This is a genomic window from Thauera phenylacetica B4P (genome assembly GCF_000310225.1).
Taxonomy (GTDB): domain Bacteria; phylum Pseudomonadota; class Gammaproteobacteria; order Burkholderiales; family Rhodocyclaceae; genus Thauera; species Thauera phenylacetica.
In genome coordinates this window covers 1-19,088 of record NZ_AMXF01000004.1, presented here as the reverse complement: position 1 = coordinate 19,088, position 19,088 = coordinate 1, and the positions used below count along the sequence as shown (strand labels likewise).

General features: G+C 69.8%; 18 protein-coding genes, 1 tRNA gene and 1 pseudogene. 12 read left to right on the top strand and 8 right to left on the bottom strand.

Annotated features, from left to right (window positions below; genetic code table 11):
* Nucleotides 1–10 precede the first annotated feature (10 nt).
* From C667_RS01710 to C667_RS01690, 5 genes are all read right to left on the bottom strand, one after another.
* Nucleotides 11–754, bottom strand: coding sequence for an ABC transporter ATP-binding protein (locus tag C667_RS01710; protein ID WP_004355805.1), 744 nt, complete (start codon nucleotides 752–754; stop codon nucleotides 11–13).
* The gene (locus tag C667_RS01705) at nucleotides 747–1,967 is read right to left on the bottom strand and encodes an ABC transporter permease (RefSeq protein WP_004355803.1); all 1,221 of its coding nucleotides are present in this window, start codon (nucleotides 1,965–1,967) and stop codon (nucleotides 747–749) included. Before C667_RS01705 ends, C667_RS01710 begins: the two co-directional genes overlap by 8 nt.
* A complete protein-coding gene (locus C667_RS01700) occupies nucleotides 1,964–3,223 on the bottom strand; it encodes an efflux RND transporter periplasmic adaptor subunit (protein ID WP_245538403.1) in 1,260 nt (419 codons plus the stop codon). Before C667_RS01700 ends, C667_RS01705 begins: the two co-directional genes overlap by 4 nt.
* 69 nt (nucleotides 3,224–3,292) lie before the next feature.
* Complete coding sequence (locus C667_RS01695) at nucleotides 3,293–3,796, bottom strand: hypothetical protein (RefSeq protein WP_004355796.1); 504 nt, start codon at nucleotides 3,794–3,796, stop codon at nucleotides 3,293–3,295.
* A 316-nt stretch (nucleotides 3,797–4,112) separates the two neighbouring features.
* Nucleotides 4,113–5,060 (bottom strand): radical SAM protein, encoded by a 948-nt coding sequence (locus tag C667_RS01690; protein WP_004355795.1) that lies wholly within the window; start codon nucleotides 5,058–5,060, stop codon nucleotides 4,113–4,115.
* A 396-nt stretch (nucleotides 5,061–5,456) separates the two neighbouring features.
* Between C667_RS01690 and prxU the strand changes: the two genes are divergently transcribed.
* The 9 genes and pseudogenes from prxU to serB all read left to right on the top strand — a co-directional run bounded on the left by prxU (nucleotide 5,457) and on the right by serB (nucleotide 13,457).
* A complete protein-coding gene (gene prxU, locus C667_RS26125; RefSeq protein WP_083881240.1) occupies nucleotides 5,457–6,173 on the top strand; it encodes a thioredoxin-dependent peroxiredoxin in 717 nt (238 codons plus the stop codon).
* A 133-nt stretch (nucleotides 6,174–6,306) separates the two neighbouring features.
* Nucleotides 6,307–7,722: pseudogene (selA, locus tag C667_RS01675) on the top strand (L-seryl-tRNA(Sec) selenium transferase).
* A 19-nt stretch (nucleotides 7,723–7,741) separates the two neighbouring features.
* Nucleotides 7,742–9,742 (top strand): selenocysteine-specific translation elongation factor, encoded by a 2,001-nt coding sequence (gene selB / locus C667_RS01670; protein ID WP_004355787.1) that lies wholly within the window; start codon nucleotides 7,742–7,744, stop codon nucleotides 9,740–9,742.
* Nucleotides 9,742–9,838 (top strand) — tRNA-Sec (locus C667_RS25450). The genes selB and C667_RS25450 overlap by 1 nt, the downstream gene beginning before the upstream one ends.
* A 365-nt stretch (nucleotides 9,839–10,203) precedes the next feature.
* Entirely contained in the window at nucleotides 10,204–10,503 is a 300-nt protein-coding gene (locus C667_RS01665; RefSeq protein WP_004355781.1) for a DUF3817 domain-containing protein, read from the top strand.
* 41 nt (nucleotides 10,504–10,544) lie between these two features.
* The gene (locus C667_RS01660) at nucleotides 10,545–10,961 is read left to right on the top strand and encodes a DsrE family protein (RefSeq protein ID WP_004355779.1); all 417 of its coding nucleotides are present in this window, start codon (nucleotides 10,545–10,547) and stop codon (nucleotides 10,959–10,961) included.
* A 38-nt stretch (nucleotides 10,962–10,999) separates the two neighbouring features.
* Nucleotides 11,000–11,425, top strand: coding sequence for a DUF2141 domain-containing protein (locus C667_RS01655; protein ID WP_004355776.1), 426 nt, complete (start codon nucleotides 11,000–11,002; stop codon nucleotides 11,423–11,425).
* A gap of 116 nt (nucleotides 11,426–11,541) precedes the next feature.
* Nucleotides 11,542–12,618 (top strand): 3-deoxy-7-phosphoheptulonate synthase, encoded by a 1,077-nt coding sequence (locus tag C667_RS01650; RefSeq protein ID WP_004355775.1) that lies wholly within the window; start codon nucleotides 11,542–11,544, stop codon nucleotides 12,616–12,618.
* The gene (gene serB, locus C667_RS01645; protein ID WP_004355774.1) at nucleotides 12,615–13,457 is read left to right on the top strand and encodes a phosphoserine phosphatase SerB; all 843 of its coding nucleotides are present in this window, start codon (nucleotides 12,615–12,617) and stop codon (nucleotides 13,455–13,457) included. Before C667_RS01650 ends, serB begins: the two co-directional genes overlap by 4 nt.
* A 449-nt stretch (nucleotides 13,458–13,906) precedes the next feature.
* On the opposite strand, the gene C667_RS01640 is transcribed toward serB, so the two are convergent.
* Nucleotides 13,907–14,632: an ABC transporter ATP-binding protein gene (locus tag C667_RS01640; protein ID WP_051174611.1), complete on the bottom strand. Its 726-nt coding sequence runs from the start codon at nucleotides 14,630–14,632 to the stop codon at nucleotides 13,907–13,909.
* Between C667_RS01640 and C667_RS01635 the strand changes: the two genes are divergently transcribed.
* A complete protein-coding gene (locus C667_RS01635) occupies nucleotides 14,616–15,251 on the top strand; it encodes an arylesterase (RefSeq protein ID WP_051174609.1) in 636 nt (211 codons plus the stop codon). The two genes, C667_RS01640 and C667_RS01635, sit on opposite strands and share 17 nt — an antisense overlap.
* Before the next feature lie 233 nt (nucleotides 15,252–15,484).
* Here C667_RS01635 and selD read toward each other — a convergent pair whose 3' ends face one another.
* The gene (gene selD / locus C667_RS01630) at nucleotides 15,485–16,525 is read right to left on the bottom strand and encodes a selenide, water dikinase SelD (protein WP_004355771.1); all 1,041 of its coding nucleotides are present in this window, start codon (nucleotides 16,523–16,525) and stop codon (nucleotides 15,485–15,487) included.
* Between the two features lie 58 nt (nucleotides 16,526–16,583).
* Here selD and mnmH point away from each other — a divergent pair, with 58 nt between their 5' ends.
* Nucleotides 16,584–17,636, top strand: a complete 1,053-nt coding sequence (gene mnmH, locus C667_RS01625) for a tRNA 2-selenouridine(34) synthase MnmH (RefSeq protein WP_004355769.1) — start codon at nucleotides 16,584–16,586, stop codon at nucleotides 17,634–17,636.
* Between the two features lie 110 nt (nucleotides 17,637–17,746).
* Here mnmH and C667_RS01620 read toward each other — a convergent pair whose 3' ends face one another.
* On the bottom strand, nucleotides 17,747–18,331 hold the full coding sequence (locus C667_RS01620; protein ID WP_051174607.1) for a class I SAM-dependent methyltransferase: 585 nt from the start codon (nucleotides 18,329–18,331) through the stop codon (nucleotides 17,747–17,749).
* A 361-nt stretch (nucleotides 18,332–18,692) separates the two neighbouring features.
* Here C667_RS01620 and C667_RS01615 point away from each other — a divergent pair.
* A partial coding sequence (locus C667_RS01615; protein ID WP_004355765.1) for a hypothetical protein occupies nucleotides 18,693–19,088 on the top strand: 396 nt, incomplete at its 3' end.

Sequence of the window (19,088 nt, the reverse complement as noted above, 5' to 3'; positions counted from 1 at the left end):
GACGTGTCGTTCATTCGGTTTCCTCTGCACTGCCCTGAACCGGGGACCGGCCAGCGGCTACTTCGTTCGCCCGGTCGGAGACGATGCGACCGTCGACGAGCTCGATGATCCGGTCGCAGCGGTGAGCAAGGCGCGGGTCGTGGGTGACGATCAGGAAGCTGGTTCCCAGTTGCCGATTGACCTCGCGCAGCAGCGCGAAGACCTCGTCCGCCGAGTGCGTGTCGAGGTTGCCGGTGGGTTCGTCGGCGAGCACGAGCGCCGGCGACATCGCCAGCGCACGGGCGATGGCGACGCGCTGCTGCTGGCCACCGGACAAGCGGTTGGCAAGCTGGCGCCGCCGGTCCGCGAGGCCGACACGCCCGAGCAGCTCGCCGGCGCGCTCGAACATCGCCGCGTCCGGCCGCCCGCGCGCGATCAGCAGCGGCATGGCCACGTTCTCCTCGGCGGTGAAGGCCGGGATCAGGTGGTGGTGCTGGAACACGAAGCCGATGCGCTCGCCGCGCAGGCGGGTGAGCGCGGTGTCGTCGAGCGTCGCGGTCTCGGCGCCGTCGATGACGAGCCGCCCGGCGCTCGGGCGGTCGAGCAGGCCGATGAGGTTGAGCAGCGTGCTCTTGCCGGAGCCGGAGGGGCCGATGAGGGCAGCGAACTCGCCACGCTCGAGGCGCAGGTCGATGCCGTGCAGCACCTCGTATTCGGTGTCGGCGCTGCCGTAGCGCTTGCGCAGCCCTTCGAGGTGCAGGACGGGATCAGCCACGGATCGCCACCACCGGGTCCAGCCCCGCCGCGCGCCGCGCCGGCAACAGGGCGGCGAGGATGCCGACCACGCTGGCGCCGCCTGCGGCGATCGCGACCAGCGCCGGCTCGACGCCGATATCGAACAGCGGCGTGCCGTCGGGGTTGCGCGCGAGCATCCGCCACAGCATCAGGAAGGACCAGGCCAGCGCCGAGCCCAGCAGCGACCCGAGGAAACCCACGATGCCGCCTTGCAGCAGGAAGATGCGCCGCATCTGCGCCTGCGTCGCCCCCATCGCGCGCAGGATGCCGATCTCCTTGCTGCGCTGGACCACCGACACCACCAGCACGCTGGCGATGCCGAAGGACACCGATAGCGCGATGAAGAAGCGGATCACGTCGCTCGACACCCGCTGCGAGGTGAGCGCGGTGACGAACTGCGCGTTGGTGCGGATCCAGCTGTCGGCGATCAGGCCGGATTCGGCGGCGATGCGCTGCGCGACGTCCTCGGCCTCGTCGAGGTCGTGCAGCGCGAGGTCGATGTTCGACACGCCACCGACGAGGTCGAGCAGGGTCTGCCCGGTGCGCAAGCCGACGTAGACGTTGCGCGCATTGACACCCTTGTTGCCGAGGTCGAAGAGCCCGGTGACGGTCAGCGTCTCGGCCTGGCCCTCGGCGCCGGTGAGCCGCAGCTTGTCGCCGACCTCCGCGCCGAGGTCCTTGGCCAACTCGATGCCGATCACCGTCTCGCCCGCGCCGACACGCAGCTCGCCGGCGGCAAGCCGCCCCGCCAGATCCACGACGCGGTTGTAGCGTCCGGGGTCGATGCCGAGCAGCGTCACCGCCTTGCTGGCGTCGCCGCGCACCGCGAAGGCTGGGCCGGAGGCCACCGGCGACACCGCGGCGATCTCGGGCCACCCTTCCAGGCGCGCGCGCAACTGCTGCCACTGGTCGATGGAACGCAGCCGCTGCGCCTGCTTCTGCACGCGGTTCAATGCGCCCTCCCCTGCGACTTGCGGGCGCGCCACCTCCTCCGCCGGCAACAGCACGATGTGCGCCTGAGAGCTCAGGGTTCGGCGCACCAGGTTGGCCTGCAGGCCGGACAGCAGCGCGGACATGAACACGATCACCGCCACGCCGACCCCGACGCCGACGATGATCAGCAGCGACTGCATCCGTCCTTCCTGCAGGAAGCGCAGCGCGGCGATCCACTCGAAGGGCATCCAGGACTTCATGGCGCAGCCCGCGTCCGCACCGCCTGCCCCGCCGCCACATCCACGGCCGCCGGCACCAGCGCTTCCCCGACGGCGACCCCCTCGAGCACCTCGACCCTGCCCGCACCGCGGATACCGAGCCGCACTGACTGACGCTCGGTGCGGCCATCGCGCACCACCATCACCCAGGGCTGCGCGCCGCCGGTCTCGCGCACCGCTGCCGCGGGAATCATCAGCGTCTGCTCGCGGCGCGCAGCCTCGATGTCGATCGAGACGGTCATCTCGTGGCGCAGGTAGGGCGGCGGCTCGGGGACGCGCAGGCGCACCTCGACCGAGCCGCGCAGCGCATCGACCGAAGGCGCAATGAAGGCGAGCTCCGCGCCGAAGCGCTCGCCCGGATAGGCGTCCGCCGAGGCCAGGGCGGGCTGGCCGAGGCGCAGCAGGCCGAGGTTCTTCTCGTCGATCTGCACCGTCAGCTCGGTGTCGCCCGCGGGGGCGATCGTCAGCAGCACGACGCCCGGCTGCACCGTGTCGCCCGCTTCGACCGCGCGCGTGAGCACCGCGCCCGCGGACGGCGCACGCAGGATCGCGTAGCCGAGCCGGGTCTGCGCAGCGATCTGCGCCGCGCGCGCCTGTTCGAGCGCGCTCTGCGCCAGCGCCACCTCGATGCCGTCGGGCTGCTGGCTGTCGCGTTGCAGGCGGGCGCTGGCGACCTGACTCTCGGCCACCTCCTGCGCGCGTCGCGCCTCGTCGAGCTGCGCCTGGCTGTAGAAGCCGCGCGCCACCAGTTCGCGCACGCGCCGATGCTGCTGGCGTGCCTGCAGCGCGGTGGCCTCGGCCTGGCGCAGCGCCTGCTCGGCGACCGGCAGGCCGAGCTCGCGCAGCTGGCGAAGACGCGCTTCGGCCTGCGTCACCGCGGCGCTCGCCTGGTCGACGGCGGCTTTCCATTCGCGATCGTCGAGCCGGATCAGTGGCTGGCCCGTGTCCACGGCATCGCCCTCGCGCACCTCCACCGCCATCACGCGCCCGGCGAGCTGGGGCGAGAGAGCGATGCGCTCGGGGGTGCGCACGCGCCCGCTCGCCACCACCGACTGGCGCAGGGGCCCCTCCTCGACGCGGTTCACCGTGACCGTATCGTTGCGCAAGGCGGCGAAGGCGAGCGCCGAGACCACCACCACGAGCGCGCCGACGGTCAGGCGCGATACGGACAGGCGTCGTGGCGAAGCCGCCCCGGGTGCTTCAGGATGACTTTTCGATTCGGCGCTGCGGGCTTTCAAGATGATCGGGTTTCCATGAGCGAGGGGCGTTCCGGGGAGGCGTACCCTGCCTTGCCGGGCGCGCCGGCGTCAGAGCATGAACATGAGCTTCGCGAGCAGGACGATCCCCAGACCGAATCCGAGCGCGAGGTAGTGCATCAGCTCGAAGCGATCGATGCGGAAATCCTCCGGACCGCCGGTGACGATCAGGAAGTGCTTGAGGTGGCCAACCGCGCTGCGGCTACGCGGCTGCATGAAGACGAAGGGCGAGGTCGCGAAGATGGTCAGCAGGCCGAGCGCCATCGTCATCTTGGCGGTGAGCAGCATGCCGAAGCTCGTGGAGATGAAGGACTCGAAGCCGCCAGAATTCTCCACGTAGCCGAAGTACATGTAGAAGCCCGTAATGTAGAGCGGAATCACGGCGAGCGGATAGGTTCGACGGATGCGGCGGAAGAGGTAGAACTCGACGCGCTGGAACACCTCGTCCCCGATCAGCTTGCGGACCGGTTCGAGGATCAGGACCTCCATCGCGACGGCGCCGACGAAGAGAATTGCGCACAACAGGTGAAAGAGGACGACGACCTGATGATCCATGATGTGCTCCCGAAGCAGAGAAAGTGTTAATGCGAACAGTTCGCATTTTAGTTTATTAGCACTTTCCGATGATTTGATTCAGGTCAAGACGCTTGGCTGGTTGCAGGCAAGCGCGCAGCAGCATGTCATGACTGTCGCGTTGCGATCGAACGCTCGCCTCGGTAGCTGTACAGATCGTTGCCCTGTAAAACCGACGACGCATCCTCGCGCCAGCGGCCTCCGGCCCGCCCGCTGCGGTAACGCCCCGGGGTGTGAATCCCCTGATCTCCCACCGCCAAAGGCCTTGCTCCTGGGCCCTCGTTCCCACCGGGATCGTTCATCCCTCGCGGTGCAGCCGCCGCAGGTAGAAAACCTCTCCCTCGTGCTCGAGCCTGCGCAGCTCGCCCGAGGCGAGCAGCGCATCCACCAGCGCCATGCTGCCACCGCCCTTATCCAGCAGGGCCTGGATCGCGGAGGTGCGCAGCGGATGCACCGCGCTGATCGCCAGGATCTCGACGCGCAGGTCGCCGCCGAAGGCGAACACGTCGCCCTCGTAGGCGGTCAACAACTCCACCTCGAGCCCCTTGTCCGCCAGCGTCCGAAACGCACGCAGGACGACCGCCTCGTCCGGGCCGCGCACCCCCGCGACCGCCGGCGGGCGATGTGGAATTGCGAGGTAGGCACGCCCGATGCGTGTTGTCGCGATGAAGCGCCCCAGCGCGGCGATGTCCTCGTCGCCGTCGTTAAGTCCGGCCACCAGCATCGTCTCGCTCACCAGCCGCCCGGCAAACTCCGAGGCGAAGCGCTGGATGCCGCCAAGAATGTCGGCAAGGCGCAGCACGCCGTGGGGGCGATTGATCCGCTCCCAGACGCCGGGGACGACGCTGTCGACCTTGACGCTGACCCAATCCGCCCGGCGCAGCGCCGAGCGGACATCGGCGTACCAGAGGAGCGATGCATTGCTGATCACCGCGATCGGCAGACCGAGTTCGCGCAGCGCGTCGATCGACTCGCCGAGGCGACTGTCCAGCGTCGGCTCGCCATCGGGGACGAAGGTGAGGTAATCGACCGCATCCCCGTGGGCGCGCACGGCCTCGAGCCTCATGCGCACCTGGCGCAGGATCTCCTCCGGCCGATAGGAGGGCCGCGGGCTGATCTCCTCCTCTGGCGTCGGGCCGACCTGACAGTACACGCAGGCATAACTGCAGTGCTTCGGTGGGATGTTGTTGATGCCGAGACTGCGGCCGAGCCGGCGCGACGGTACGGGGCCGAAGGCGATGTCCATGATCGGGCTCCTGATCGTAGCGGTTCGAATGGAACGGAACCTGCTTAGGCTTTTCACTGTAGTTTCGTAGATCACCGATGCAAGCCGCGTGCCCGGACGGGACGATGTACTGATGTGGAAGACGAAACCGGCTTCGCCTTGCAGCCCCGTCTCCTGGCTCGCGGCGCCAGACAGGAGACGGGCACTGGCAGCATCGACGCATGACGAATTCGTACGCCAGCGCAGGCAGTCCGTCCATTTGCACACATATTTTTCGATTGACCCCGGCGCTGCGCGGGCATACGGTATAAGCGGTGACTGATAGAGCACCGTTCCAACCGCGGAAGTCCTGTCACCGCACCACCACGCGAGAGCGCGGGAAGCAGTGCCGGGTTTCCGCACGACACGGAGGGCAACATGGAAGAGCAGGAAGCATCATGCTCGCGCGTCTCGGGAGCAGTGCCCGAAGCGCCCGTTGAATCGCAGCAGGCTCCACCGGAGCCCGCCGCTCACAAGGAGGTACCCAGAATGGTCGCACGCGTGGGACAGAAGGCGCCGGATTTCGCGGCACCGGCGTACTACCGCGGCGGTTTCACCAACGTGAAGCTGTCCGACTATGCCGGCAAGTGGGTGATGCTGTGCTTCTACCCCGGTGATTTCACCTTTGTCTGAGCAACAGAAGTGTCTGCGGTCGCAGCGCAATATGATGCTCTCCAGGCATTGGGGGTAGAGGTTTTCTCGGTCAGCGTGGACAGCCACTTCGTCCACAAGATCTGGAACGACGAGGAGCTGTCGAAGATGGTCGACGGCGGTGTTCGTTTCCACATGCTGTCCGATCAGGCAGGCAACATCGGGCGCGCCTACGGCGTCTATGACGATCAGCAGGGTATCGAAATGCGTGGCCGCTTCATCATCGACCCCGATGGTGTGGTGCAGGCCATGGAGGTGATGACCCCGCCGGTCGGACGCAAGCTCGCCGAGACGGTCAGGCAGGTGCAGGCCTTCCAGCACGTCCGCGCGACGGGCGGCAAGGAAGCGACACCAGCCGGTTGGGAGCCCGGGAAACCGACGCTCAAGCCGGGGCCGGATCTGGTCGGCAAGGTGTGGAAGGTGTGGAACCCGTCGATGGAGTGATCCGTCGCGGCAAAGGCCTAGAACCCCGCCCGCGTGGCGGGGTTCTGCTTTCGGGCCCCGCCTTCCTGGCTCATTCGGTTTCCAGCGTATTCAAGCTTCACGGCTTTCACCCGATCCGACGCAGCACGATTTCATGACAAGCACGAACCTGGCCTCCCTCCCCGCAGTCGATCGCCTGCTCGCCGAGCCGGCGCTGGTCTCGCACACCGCCCTGCATGGGCGTCGCGTCGTCACCGACGCCGTCCGCACCGCGCTCGCGGCCACCCGTGAGGCCGTGCGCAAGGGCGCCCCGCTGCCCGAGCTCACCGCGCTGCTGGCCGCGGTCGAAGCTCGCATCGACACCGTCTGCCGGCCGAATCTGCGTCCGGTGTTCAACCTCACCGGCACCGTGCTGCACACCAACCTCGGCCGCGCCACGCTGCCCGAGGAGGCGATCGCCGCGATGGTCGAGGCCGCGCGCCACCCCTGCGCGCTCGAATACGACCTCGAATCGGGCGGACGCGGCGACCGCGACGACCTCGTCTCCGCGCTGGTCGCCGAGCTGACCGGCGCCGAGGCCGCGACCGTGGTGAACAACAACGCGGCAGCGGTCTTCCTGCTGCTCAACACGCTGGCACAGCGCAAGGAGGTCGTCGTCTCGCGTGGGGAGCTGGTCGAGATCGGTGGCGCCTTCCGCGTGCCCGACATCATGAAGCGCGCCGGCGCGAAGCTCGTCGAGGTGGGCTGCACCAACCGCACCCACGCCCGCGACTACGAGGACGCGATCGGCCCGCGCACCGCGATGCTGATGAAGGTGCACACCAGCAACTACGCGGTCGAGGGCTTCACCAAGGTCGTGCCGCAGGCCGAGATCGCCGCCATCGCCCACGCCCGCGGCCTGCCCTTCGTCGAGGACCTCGGCTCGGGCACGCTCACCGGGCTGGAGGCCTGGGGCCTGCCGCACGAGCCCACCCCGCGCGAGGCGATCGCCGCCGGCGCCGACCTCGTCACCTTCTCCGGCGACAAGCTGCTCGGCGGCCCCCAGGCCGGCATCCTCGCCGGCCGCCGCTAGCTGATCGCGACGATCAAGAAGAACCCGCTCAAGCGCGCGCTGCGCGTCGGCAAGATCACGCTCGCCGGCCTGGAGGCCGTGCTGCGCCTGTATCGCGATCCCGATCGCCTGCCCGAGCGCCTCGAGACCCTGCGCCTGCTCGTCCGCCCCCAGGCCGAGATCCTCGCCCAGGCCGAGCGCCTGCAGCCGGCGCTGGCGCGGGCACTCGCCGACTGGCCGCTGACGGTCGGCGTCGAGCCGATGCGCTCGCAGATCGGTTCGGGCAGCCTGCCGGTCGATCGCCTGCCCTCCGCCGGGCTGGTGTGCCGTCCGCAAAAGAAGGGCGGCGTGCTCAACCGGCTCGAGAAGGCGCTGCGCGATCGGCCGGTGCCGGTGATCGGCCGCATCGCCGACAACGCGCTGTGGCTCGACCTGCGCTGCCTGCGCAGCGAGGACGAGGCCCGCCTCGCGACCCAGCTCGTGCAGCTCGCTCCCGCGGCGCGCACCGCCGCCCGATGAACCAGGAGAGCACACCAGCATGCTGATCGGCACCGCCGGCCACATCGACCATGGCAAGACCACGCTGATCCGCGCGCTCACCGGCGTGGACACGACCCACCTGCCCGAGGAGAAGGCGCGCGGCATCACCATCGAGCTCGGCTATGCGTTTGCGGCGATCGACGGCGATGTGACCCGTGGCGACCCGGCCGCCGCCGCGCGCACCCTCGGCTTCATCGACGTGCCTGGTCATGAGCGCTTCGTGCCGACCATGCTGATGGGCGCCGCGGGCATCGACTACGCCCTGCTCGTGGTTGCCGCCGACGACGGCGTGATGCCACAGACCCGCGAGCACCTCGCCATCCTTCACCTGCTCGGCATCGCACGCGGCGCGGTGGCGCTGACCAAGTGCGACCGCGTCGAGCCGGCTCGTATTGCCGAGGTGCAGGCAGACATCGCGGAACTGCTGGCATCGACCGCCCTCGCCGGCAGCCCGGTCTTTCCGATCTCGGCGATCACCGGCGACGGCATCGATGCGCTGCGCGCCCACCTGCTGGCGATCGCGCGGGACGAAGACGCCTGCCCACCCGACGCCGGCTTCCGGCTCGTCGCCGACCGCCGCTTCGCGCTCGCCGGCGCCGGCACGATCGTCACGGGCACGGTGCGCTCGGGCGTGGTCGGGGTGGGCGACACCCTGCTGCTGGCGCGCCCCGAGGGTTTTCGCCGCGAGGTGCGCGTGCGCGGCCTGCGCGCAAACAACCGCAAGGCAGACACCGCCGGCGCGGGCAGCCGCTGCGCGGTCAACCTCGGTGGCATCGACTTCGGCGAGATCGAGCGCGGCGACTGGCTGCTCCACCCCGCCCTCGCGCGCCCGACCGACCGCCTCGATCTGCGCCTGGAGCTGCTGGCGGATGCGCCACGCAAGCTCGGCCAGTGGGCCAGCGTCACCCTGCACCACGCCGGCGGGCATGCGATGGCACGCCTGGTGCTGCTGGACGACGCACTGGAGGCCGGCGGGCTCGCCCCGGGCGCTTCGGCGCTGGTGCAGGCGGTGCTCGACCGCCCGGTGTTCGCCTGCTGCGGTGACCGCATCGTCATCCGCGACGCCGCCGGCCGCGAGACCCTGGGCGGCGGCCGCGTCCTCGACCCTTTCCCGCCCTCGCGCCACCGTCGGCGCCCGGACCGCCTCGCGCTGCTCGCCGTCCTCGAACGACCCGACCCGGCCGAGCGCCTTGCGGGCCTGGTTGCGAGCGCGCCGCTCGGGCTCGAGCTCGACGAGCTCGCCGCCGCGCACAACCTGCCCGAGGGCCGCTGGCAGGTCTTGCTGCCGCAGGCGCACCACCTGCAAGGCAAGACCGGCGGACGCGTGTTCTCGGCGGCCGCATGGGCTGCGCTCGGTGAGGCCGTGCTGGCACGGCTGGCCGCGCACCACGAGGCCTTTGCCGACGAACCCGGCGTCGAGCGCGAGCGCCTGCGCCGCATGTGCGCCCCCCGGCTGCCCGCGCCGGCCTTCCTCGCCCGCCTCGAGGCGCTGCTGGCGGAGGGCCGCATCGCCCGCGCCGGTTCGGCCTGGCACTTGCCCTCGCACACGGTGGAGCTGGACCGCGCAGACCGTCGGCGCGCCGATGCGCTGCTCGCGCGGCTCGCCGAGGGCGCCTACGACCCGCCCTGGGTTCGCGACCTGGCCGAAGCCTGCGAGATCCCCGAGGCCGAGGTGCGCAGCCTGCTGCGCCGCGTCGCGATGTGCGGCGAGGTGTTCCAGGTCGTGCGCGACCTCTTCTATCCGCGCGCCACGGTGGCCCGCCTGGTCGGCATCGTCGCGGAGCTGGCCGAGCGCAACGAGGGCCGTGTGCGGGCGGCGGATTTCCGCGACCTCATCGGCGGCGGACGCAAGCGCTCCATCCAGATCCTCGAGTTCTTCGACCGCGTCGGCTTTACGCGTCGCATCGGCGCAGGCCATGGGCTGGCCCACACCCTTCGAGGCGAAGCGCCCGTTTCGGGCGAAAACCAGGAGGGGCGAGTTACAATCGCGCCTCCATAGGAAGAGAGGCGTTCCCCGGTGGGGCGACTGGTCTTCAAAACCAGGTGGGGCCGTCAGCCGGTCCCAGGTGGGTTCGACTCCCATTCTCTTCCGCCAGCGCCAAGGCGCGGGTCGCAACGACCCGCGAGAGGTGGCAGTACGTGACAGCCATTGGCAGCAGTGATGTGGCCATCCGCTGCGACATCGAGCCGCACTTGCCCGCCTGCTGCGTAGCCTGATTTACTTGGCGCGCTGTTTGCTTGTATCCGTTCGCAGCGCGCCCCCGCCGGCGAGGGCTGGCGGGCTCTTCCTGCTCGTAGCGGGAAAATTGCTGGCTCAGATATTAGTATTTGTTTATATTCTGAAGAATATAAATGCCGCCGAGCGCACCGCACTTGCCCGTGCGCAATGCCAGCGCCCAATTTCAACCACCTTCCGCAGGCGGGCGGCCACCCCTCGCAAGGCAACCGGAACCAAGCCCGATGACCCACCGCAAGATCCTCTACTGGCTCGCCTTCTCCGACGGCCTCGCGCTGCTCGCCCTCGTCTTCGTCGCGGTGCCGTTCAAGTACCTGCTCGACCAGCCGCTCGGCGTCAAGGTACTGGGCCCGCTGCACGGAACGCTCTTCCTGTCGCTGGCAGTCACCACGCTGGCTGCGCTCGGACGCGGGCTGCTGCGGCCCGGGCTGGCAATGATGCTGATCGTCGGAGCCTTCCTGCCGCTGGGCGCCTTCCTCGCCGACTACAAGCTGCGCCAGGCCTACCCGGAATTGCAGGCCTGATTCCCGTTCGTCCTCCCTTCTCTGTCCTCAGGAGCATTGCCATGAAAAAAACCCTCGTCGCCCTCGCCATCGCCCTTGGCTCCACCACGGCCTTCGCCGACAAGCAGGCCGTCACCGTCGTCCTCAACGCCCAGAGCCCGATGACCCAGGGCATGGCCATGGTGCTGGCCAACCAGATGCAGGAACAGGGCGCGCAGGTCGACATCCTGCTGTGCGACCACGCCGGCGACCTCGCGCTCAAGGGCGCGGGCGGCGAAGCGCTCAAGCCGAACAACGTGACGCCGGCGCAGCTGCTCGATGGCGCGATGAAGAAGGGCGCCACCGCTTCGGTGTGCGCGCTCTACCTGCCCAACAGCGGCAAGAAGCCCGAGGACCTGAAGGACGGCATCAAGCCCGCCAAGCCGGCGGACATGGCGGGCTCGATGCTGGAGCCCAATCGCAAGCTCATCGGCTTCTGACCAGCCTTCTCCGAACGCCGCCGCAAGCGCCCCACGCCATGACTTCGCATCTGCTCGCCTTCCTCCTCTCTGCCGCGACCGCCACGTCGGCGCTCGCCCAGGAGAGCACGCTTCAAGTCACCCTCACGGGGATCGGGCACGATCGCGGGAGCATGCGCGTGGGGCTGTATGACGACCCGAAGACCTTCCGCAAGGAGGCGCACGCGCTCGCCATCCAGCAGGTGCCGGCTGCGACCGGCACCGTCACCGTGAGCTTTCCTGCCTTGGCGGCCGGCCGCTACGCGATCATGGCCTATCATGACGAGGACGGCGACGGCGAGCTCGACCGCCGCTTCGGCATGTTTCCGACCGAAGGCTACGGCTTGTCCAAGGACCCAACCGTCTCCGGCCCCCCGGCCTTCGAGGACAGCGCCTTCGAGGTCGGGGCCGATCCGGCCTCCATCAGCATCGCCATCCGATACTGAGCCTGCACGCCGCGGCCCTGGGCCTTCACCCGGCCGCGGCGCAAATCTCCGCGGACACACCCCGACACGGGCGTTACAATTGCAGGCTTTCAAGGCAGCAACCGGAGTCGCCCGCAATGCCCACCCAGACCGAAAACCTCAACGTCCTCGCCTTCGACCACATGCCCTCGCCGGACGAGGTGAAGGCGCGTGTGCCGCTGACCGATCGCGCCGCGGCCGCGGTGGTGGCCGGGCGCAAGGCGGTCATGGACATCCTCGACCGCAAGGATGCGCGCGTGTTCGTGGTGGTCGGGCCGTGCTCGATCCATGACCCGGTGGCCGGGCTGGACTATGCGCGGCGGCTGAAGGCGCTCGCCGACGAGGTCTCCGACGTGCTGCTGCTGGTGATGCGGGTGTATTTCGAGAAGCCGCGCACCTCGACCGGCTGGAAGGGCTTCATCAACGACCCCTTCATGGACGACTCCTTCCGCATCGACGTCGGCATGGAGCGCGCGCGCAAGTTCCTCCTCGACGTGTGCGAGCTCGGCCTGCCCACGGCCACCGAGGCGCTCGACCCGATCGCGCCGCAGTATTACGGCGACCTGATCGCCTGGACCGCGATCGGCGCACGCACCTCCGAATCCCAGACCCACCGCGAGATGGCCTCGGGCCTGTCGACGCCGGTCGGCTTCAAGAACGCCACCGACGGCGATCTCGAGGTGGCGATCAACGCGATCCTCTCGGCAGGCAGCCCGCACAGCTTCCTCGGCATCAACAGCCAGGGCCAGTCGGCGGTCACGCGCACGCGCGGCAACCGCTACGGCCACGTGGTGCTGCGCGGCGGCGGCGGTCGTCCCAACTACGACACGGTGTCGGTGTCGCTGGCCGAGCAGGCGCTCGCGAAGGCGAGGCTGGCGAAGAACATCGTGGTCGACTGCTCGCACGCCAACTCTTGGAAGAAGCCCGAGTACCAACCCCTGGTGATGAAGGACGTCATGCACCAGATCCGCGAGGGCAACCAGTCGATCGTCGGCCTGATGATCGAGAGCAACCTCGAGGCCGGCAACCAGCCGATCCCGGCCGACCTGTCGCAGCTCAAGTACGGCTGCTCGGTCACCGACGCCTGCGTCGACTGGGCGACGACCGAGGACATGATCCGCAAGTCGGCCGCCGTGCTGCGCGAGGTGCTGCCCAAGCAGGAGCGGCGCGCATGAACCTGGTCGTGCTGGCCGAGGACGTCGACAGCGTCGCGCTCAAGAACGTCGCCAAGGTCGCCGAGGCGAGCGCGATCGAGCAGATCACCACGCGCTCCTTCCGCCTCGTCGGCGCGAAGCCTGCCGAAGGCCTGGTGGCGGCGTGCACGGCCGGCGGACTCGATCACGTGTGGCTGCCCGAAGGTCGCCAGCTGAGCGACTTCGGGCTCTTCGTGACCGACATGGACTCGACGCTGATCAACATCGAGTGCATCGACGAGATCGCCGACATGCAGGGCCTCAAGGCCGAGGTCGCGGCGATCACCGAGGCGGCGATGCAGGGCGAGATCGACTTCCGCGAGTCGCTGACGCGGCGCGTGGCATTGCTCGCGGGCTTGCCCGAGAGCGCGCTCGCCGAGGTCTTCGATCACCGCCTGCAGCTCAACCCGGGGGCCGAACGCCTGCTGCAGGGCCTGCAGCGCGCGGGCATCCGCACGATGCTGGTGTCGGGGGGATTCACGTATTTCACCGACCGGCTCAAGTCGCGGCTCGGCTTCGACTATGCCTGGGCGAACCAGCTCGAGGTGTACGACGGCAAGCTCACCGGCAAGGTGATCGGCGACATCGTGGACGGCGAGGCCAAGGCCGCGCACCTCGAGCGCGCGCGCGACGAGTTGGGCCTCAAGCCCGAGCAGGTGATCGCCGCCGGTGACGGCGCCAACGACATCCCCATGCTGCGCGCCGCCGGGTTCGGGGTCGCCTTCCACGCCAAGCCGGTGCTGCGCGACGTCGCCCACTGCTGCCTCGACCACACCGGGCTGGACGGCATCCTCGACCTGTTCGGCCCGGGCGGGGCTTAGGCGGCGCTCCACCTTCCCATCCGCAGCTTCCGGCGCTCCTGCGCCGCGAAGATGGTCGGAGCCCCGGGAGACGCGGCTATGGCCAGCGGCATCGTCGGCCACGACGAACGCCGCACCCCGTGTTCCCCGCGCTGTCCTCCTGCAGGAGCGCCGGAAGGCGCGAACAGGGACGCCCGGCTCCGTCGTTCGCGTCGAATGCTGCGCCGCCCTCTTCGCGGCTACCGCCGCTCCTACATTTTCGCGGCTGCCGCCGCTCCTACGGCGTGGCGATTCCCGCGCTCTCCGCCTCGCGCAAGCGCCCCGCCTTCATCCTCCGCTCCCCGCGCCGCCCCATGTAGGAGCGCCGGAAGGCGCGAATAGGGACGTCCGGCTCCGTCGTTCGCGTCGAATACTCCGCCGCCCTCTTCGCGGCTGCCGCCGCTCCTACATTTTCGTGGCTGCCGCCGCTCCTACGGCGTGGCGATTCCCGCGCTCTCCGCCTCGCGCAAGCGCCCCGCATCCATCCTCAGCACGCGGCTGCAGCGGCGGGCGAGCGACTCGTCGTGGGTGACCAGGATCAGCGTGGTGCCCTGCTCGCGGTTGAGGGCGAACATGAGCTCGATGATCGCCCGCCCCGTCTCGGCGTCGAGGTTGCCGGTGGGCTCGTCGGCGAGCAGCACCCGCGGGTCGGGCGCGAAGGCGCGCGCGAGCGCGACGCGCTGCTGCTCGCCGCCCGACAGGTGCTTGGGATAATGCGTAAGCCGACTGCCCAGGCCCACGCGCTGCAGCCACTGCGTGGCGATCACACGCGCGTCGTCCACGCCGGCGAGCTCCAGCGGCAGCATCACGTTCTCCAGCGCGGTCAGCGCCGGCAGCAGCTGGAAGGACTGGAACACGAAGCCGATCGACTCGCCGCGCAGCGCCGCGCGTGCGTCCTCATCGAGCGCGAAGAGGTCGCGCCCCTGCACCCGCACCGTGCCGCTCGCGGGAACGTCCAGCCCGGCGAGCAATCCCAGAAGGGTCGATTTGCCGGAGCCGGACGCGCCGACGATCGCCACCGACTCGCCCGCGCCCACGGCAAAGCGGATGTCCTGCAGAATCTGCAGGTCGCCCTGGCCGTCGGCCAGGGTGACCTGCTTGCACAGGTCATCGACCTCGATGACCGGATTGGAGAACTCGATGCCCTTGCGTTTCATCATTCCCTTCGTCTTCATGTTCTTCTTGTCCGCGCTCGCCCGCGCCGACACGATCCTCGTCTGGGGCGACAGCCTGTCGGCCGGCTACGGCCTGGATCAGGGCCAGGACTGGCCCGCCCTGTTGCAGACGCGTCTGCAGGCCGAAGGGTTCCGCCATGTCGTCGTCAACGCGAGTGTATCCGGCGAGACCTCGTCGGGTGGCCGCACCCGCCTGCCCGCCGCGCTCGCCGAACACTCGCCCACGCTGGTGATCCTGGAGCTCGGCGCCAACGACGGCCTGCGCGGCCTCAAGCCGCAACTGCTCGCGGACAACCTGGGCGCGATGATCGATGCCGCGCGCGAGGCGGGCGCGCGCGTGCTGCTGGTGGGCATGCGCATGCCACCGAACTACGGCCCGGCCTACACGCGACGCTTCGCGGAGGTCTTCGCCGACGTGGCCGAGGCGAAGAAGGTGCCGCTCGTGCCCTTCCTGATGGACGGCTTCGCCGACCGGCCCGAGCTTTTCCTCACCGACGGCATCCACCCCGCCGCCGAGGCGCAGCCTCGCATCGTCGACACTGTGTGGGCCGGCCTGCACCCGCTGCTGGCCAGCGAAGGAAAGAAGTCGGCGCGCAGATGAAGCGCGCGCCGCTTCCTGTAGGAGCGCCGGCAGGCGCGAATTCGGCGGCGATGGTCGGCACGCGCGTCGATTACGGGACCGCCCGTTCGCGGCTGCCGCCGCTCCTACAGGGGGCCTGGACGGGCGGCGGTTTCTGTAGGAGCGCCGGCAGGCGCGAATTCGGCGGCGATGGTCGGCACGCGCGTCGAATGCGGGACCGCCCGTTCGCGGCTGCCGCCGCTCCTACAAGTACATCAGCCGAAGACGACGCGGGCGGGGCCCGAGCTCATCTCGCCGACGATCGTCCCGGCCTCGCCCTGTTCGGCACGCACCGCGGCCTGCACGGCCTCGACGGCCTCCGGCGCGCAGGCGATCAACAGCCCGCCCGAGGTCTGCGGGTCGGTGACGAGCTTGCGCTGCCACTCCGGCGCATCCGCCGGCAGATCGACGTCGGCGCCATAGCTCGCCCAGTTGCGCGTCGATGCGCCGGTGGCGACGCCGTCCTGCACCAGCACGCGCGCCTCCTCGATGACCGGCAGCGCGTCGAAATGCACCGCGCCGGTCAACGACGCGCCGCGACACATCTCGAGCAGGTGGCCGGCGAGGCCGAAGCCCGTGACGTCGGTCACCGCGTGCACGCCGTCGATGTCGGCGAGCCTGGCGCCGACGCGGTTGAGCGTGGTGGTCCATCGGATCATCTGCGCGTAGCCGTCTGCCGACAGCCGCCCCTTCTTGAGCCCCGCCGACAGGATGCCGATGCCCAGCGGCTTGGTGAGGATGAGCACGTCACCCGCCTTGGCTCCCGCATTGGTGCGCACCCGTGCGGGGTCGACCACGCCAAGCCCGACCAGACCGTAGATCGGCTCGAGCACGTCGATCGAATGCCCGCCCGCGATCGGGATGCCCGCGTCGCGGCAGACCTCGGCGCCGCCCTTGAGGATCTCGCCGATCACCTCGGGCGGCAGCTTGTCGAGCGGCATGCCGACGATCGCGAGCGCCATGATCGGCGTGGCGCCCATGGCATAGACGTCCGACAGCGCGTTGGTGGCGGCGATGCGGCCGAAGTCGCGCGCGTTGTCGACGATCGGGGTGAAGAAGTCGGTGGTGGCGACGATGGCCTGGCGATCGTTGAGCCTGTACACCGCGGCGTCGTCGGCGGTGTCGGTGCCCACCAGCAGCTCGGGCGGCAGCAGGCCGGCGGGCATGGTGGCGAGCAGTTCGGAGAGCACGGCGGGCGCGATTTTGCAGCCGCAGCCGCCGCCGTGGGAGAATTCGGTCAGTCTGATTTCGTTCATGTTTCCGAGGGAGAAAGCGACACGCGGCGCAAGAGGCGCCGCGCGTCGTGTCAACACTATGCAAAAAGGCGTCGCGACCGTAGCACAGCTGTCCGGCTTTGACGAGATCATCGACGCGCGCACGCCCGCCGAGTTCGCCGAAGACCACATCCCCGGCGCGATCAACCTGCCGGTGCTCGACAACGACGAGCGCATCGTCGTCGGCACCATGTACAAGCAGCAATCCGCCTTCGACGCCCGCCGCCTGGGTGGCGCACTGGTCGCCGCCAACATTTCGCGCCACATGCTCGCGGTGCTGCAGGACAAGCCGAAGAACTGGCGCCCGCTGATCTACTGCTGGCGCGGCGGCCAGCGCAGCGGTTCGTTCGCCACCTGGCTGCGCATGGTGGGCTGGGATGCCCGCCAGCTCGAAGGCGGCTACAAGGCGTTTCGCCACCACGTCATCGCCGAGATCGCGCGCATCGTGCCCACGCTGGCGCTGCGCATCGTGTGCGGCCCCACCGGCAGCGCCAAGACGCGCGTGCTCGAGGCGCTCGCGGCGCAGGGCGCGCAGGTGCTCGACCTGGAGGACCTCGCCGCGCACAAGGGCTCGGTGCTGGGCGCCCTGCCCGACCGCCCGCAGCCCGCGCAGAAGCGCTTCGAGACCCTGCTGTGGGACCGCCTGCGCCGGCTAGACCCGGCGCGCCCGGTGTATGTCGAGGCCGAGAGCCGCAAGATCGGCCTGGTCTTCGTGCCCGAGCCGCTGATCCTGGCGATGCGGCAAGCGCCCTGCGTGCTGATCGACGCCACGCGCGAGGCGCGGCTGGCTTTCCTCGTGCGCGACTATGCCTACCTCGGCGACGACGTGGGCGCGCTGCAGGACAAGCTCCACCGCCTGCGCGAACACCAGAGCCGCGAGACGCTCGAGCGCTGGAAGTCGCTCGCCGCCGTCCACGCCCTGCCCGAGCTCTTCGCCGAACTGATCGACCAGCACTACGACCCGCTCTACCACCGTTCGCAGAACCACAACTACGTGAACTATGCCGACGCGCTGCGGGTGGACAGCGCCGACCTCAGCGAGGCCGGGGTGCGCGAGCTCGCGACGCGGATCCTGGCAGGGGCTGCGGGGTAAGGGCGTGCGCTGAACCTCGTAACGCTGCCCCCGTCCGACATGAACCGCGCGTGCCCGTGGAGGAGCGCATCAAGGCGCGAATGCCACGGTAACGAGGCCACGGCGCGGGGTTAGGCCAGGCTCGGCAGGCGCCCCGGTGCTGCGCCGCGCCTCGCGCACAGGCGCTGGATCACGGCCGGGCGCTCGACCTCGCCCTGCTCGAAGGCGAGCACGTTCCAGCCTTCGGGAAGACAGTCCACAAGCTCGCGCGGCCGGAGCAGGAAGTCGGGGTTCGAGGGCTTGCCGAAGCGCTCGTTGCCGAGCATGAAGGTCTCGTAGATCAGCAGCCCGCCCGGGCGCACCAGCTCGAAGAGCGCGGCGAAGCGCGGCCGGTACAGGTAGTTGGCGACCACCACCGCGTCGAACTGCTCGCCGCCGAGCGGCCAGTCCAGGCCCTCGAGATCGAGCACGCGCGTCTCGATCCCGGCCACACCCTTCATCGTCGCGAGCGCCGCCGCGTCCCGATCCACCGCCGTCACCCGACAGCCGCGCTCCGCGAGCCAGCGCGCATGCCGCCCGCCGCCCGCGGCGAGATCGAGCACGTTCGCGCCCACCGGCAGCAAGGCGGCAAAGCGCCGCACCCAGTCCGAGGGCACACCGCCGCTTGGATGCGCGGCGGCGCGAAGCGGGGAATCCGGGGAGAGCCTGGAAGACATTCGTACTCCTTGGGTTGGAATTTCGCCGGCCGGATCTGGACACGGGCCGGACCTCAACACCGGCCGGATCTCGCCGCCGATCGACGCAGGCGCTGCGAGGGAAAGGGGCGACGCCCGGGCGCGGTCGAAGCGGCAGGCGGCCAGAGCGTCATTCTAGCGGGGAGCAGGACCCGATACGCGGCGTCCGCGGGAGCGGATTTCCCCGCAGTATTCGAGGGCAAGCGCGCTCCCACGGCGCCTTCACGCGAGCACCCGCCGATGCGGCGTGTCGCCACCTACCCGCGGTGGGTTCTGTGCTATACAGGACGGGTCCAACAGCCACGGAAACCGTGCGGCCTGCGCGATCGCCGCCACTGACGAGGTGAGCCCCATCGTCCCGTCCAACCTGCTCCGTCAGCGCCTCGGGCCCTTGCTCGGGGCGAGCTTTGCGCTGATCGCGCCCGCTGCGCTTGGCGCGCTCGGCACGGAGCCGGCAGAGCCTCCGGCGGGCGCCGGGCTGGCGATCGGCGCGGCGCTGATCGGCGGCCTGCTGATCGGAGCCGGACTGAGTCATTTCCTCGGGCGCCGCGAGGCCCGCAAGCATCCCGACGGCGGGACAGCCGGCACCGCAAACACCACCTCCCCCGAGCGCACCTCCTCCTTGGCGCCCGCTGCCGACGCGCGCGTCGCGGCCCCTGCGGCCGACCTCCCGGACGCGACCCAAGCCATGACCGGCCTCCCGGGCGCCCTGCCCGGGCTCCTCGCCGCCGATGCGCCC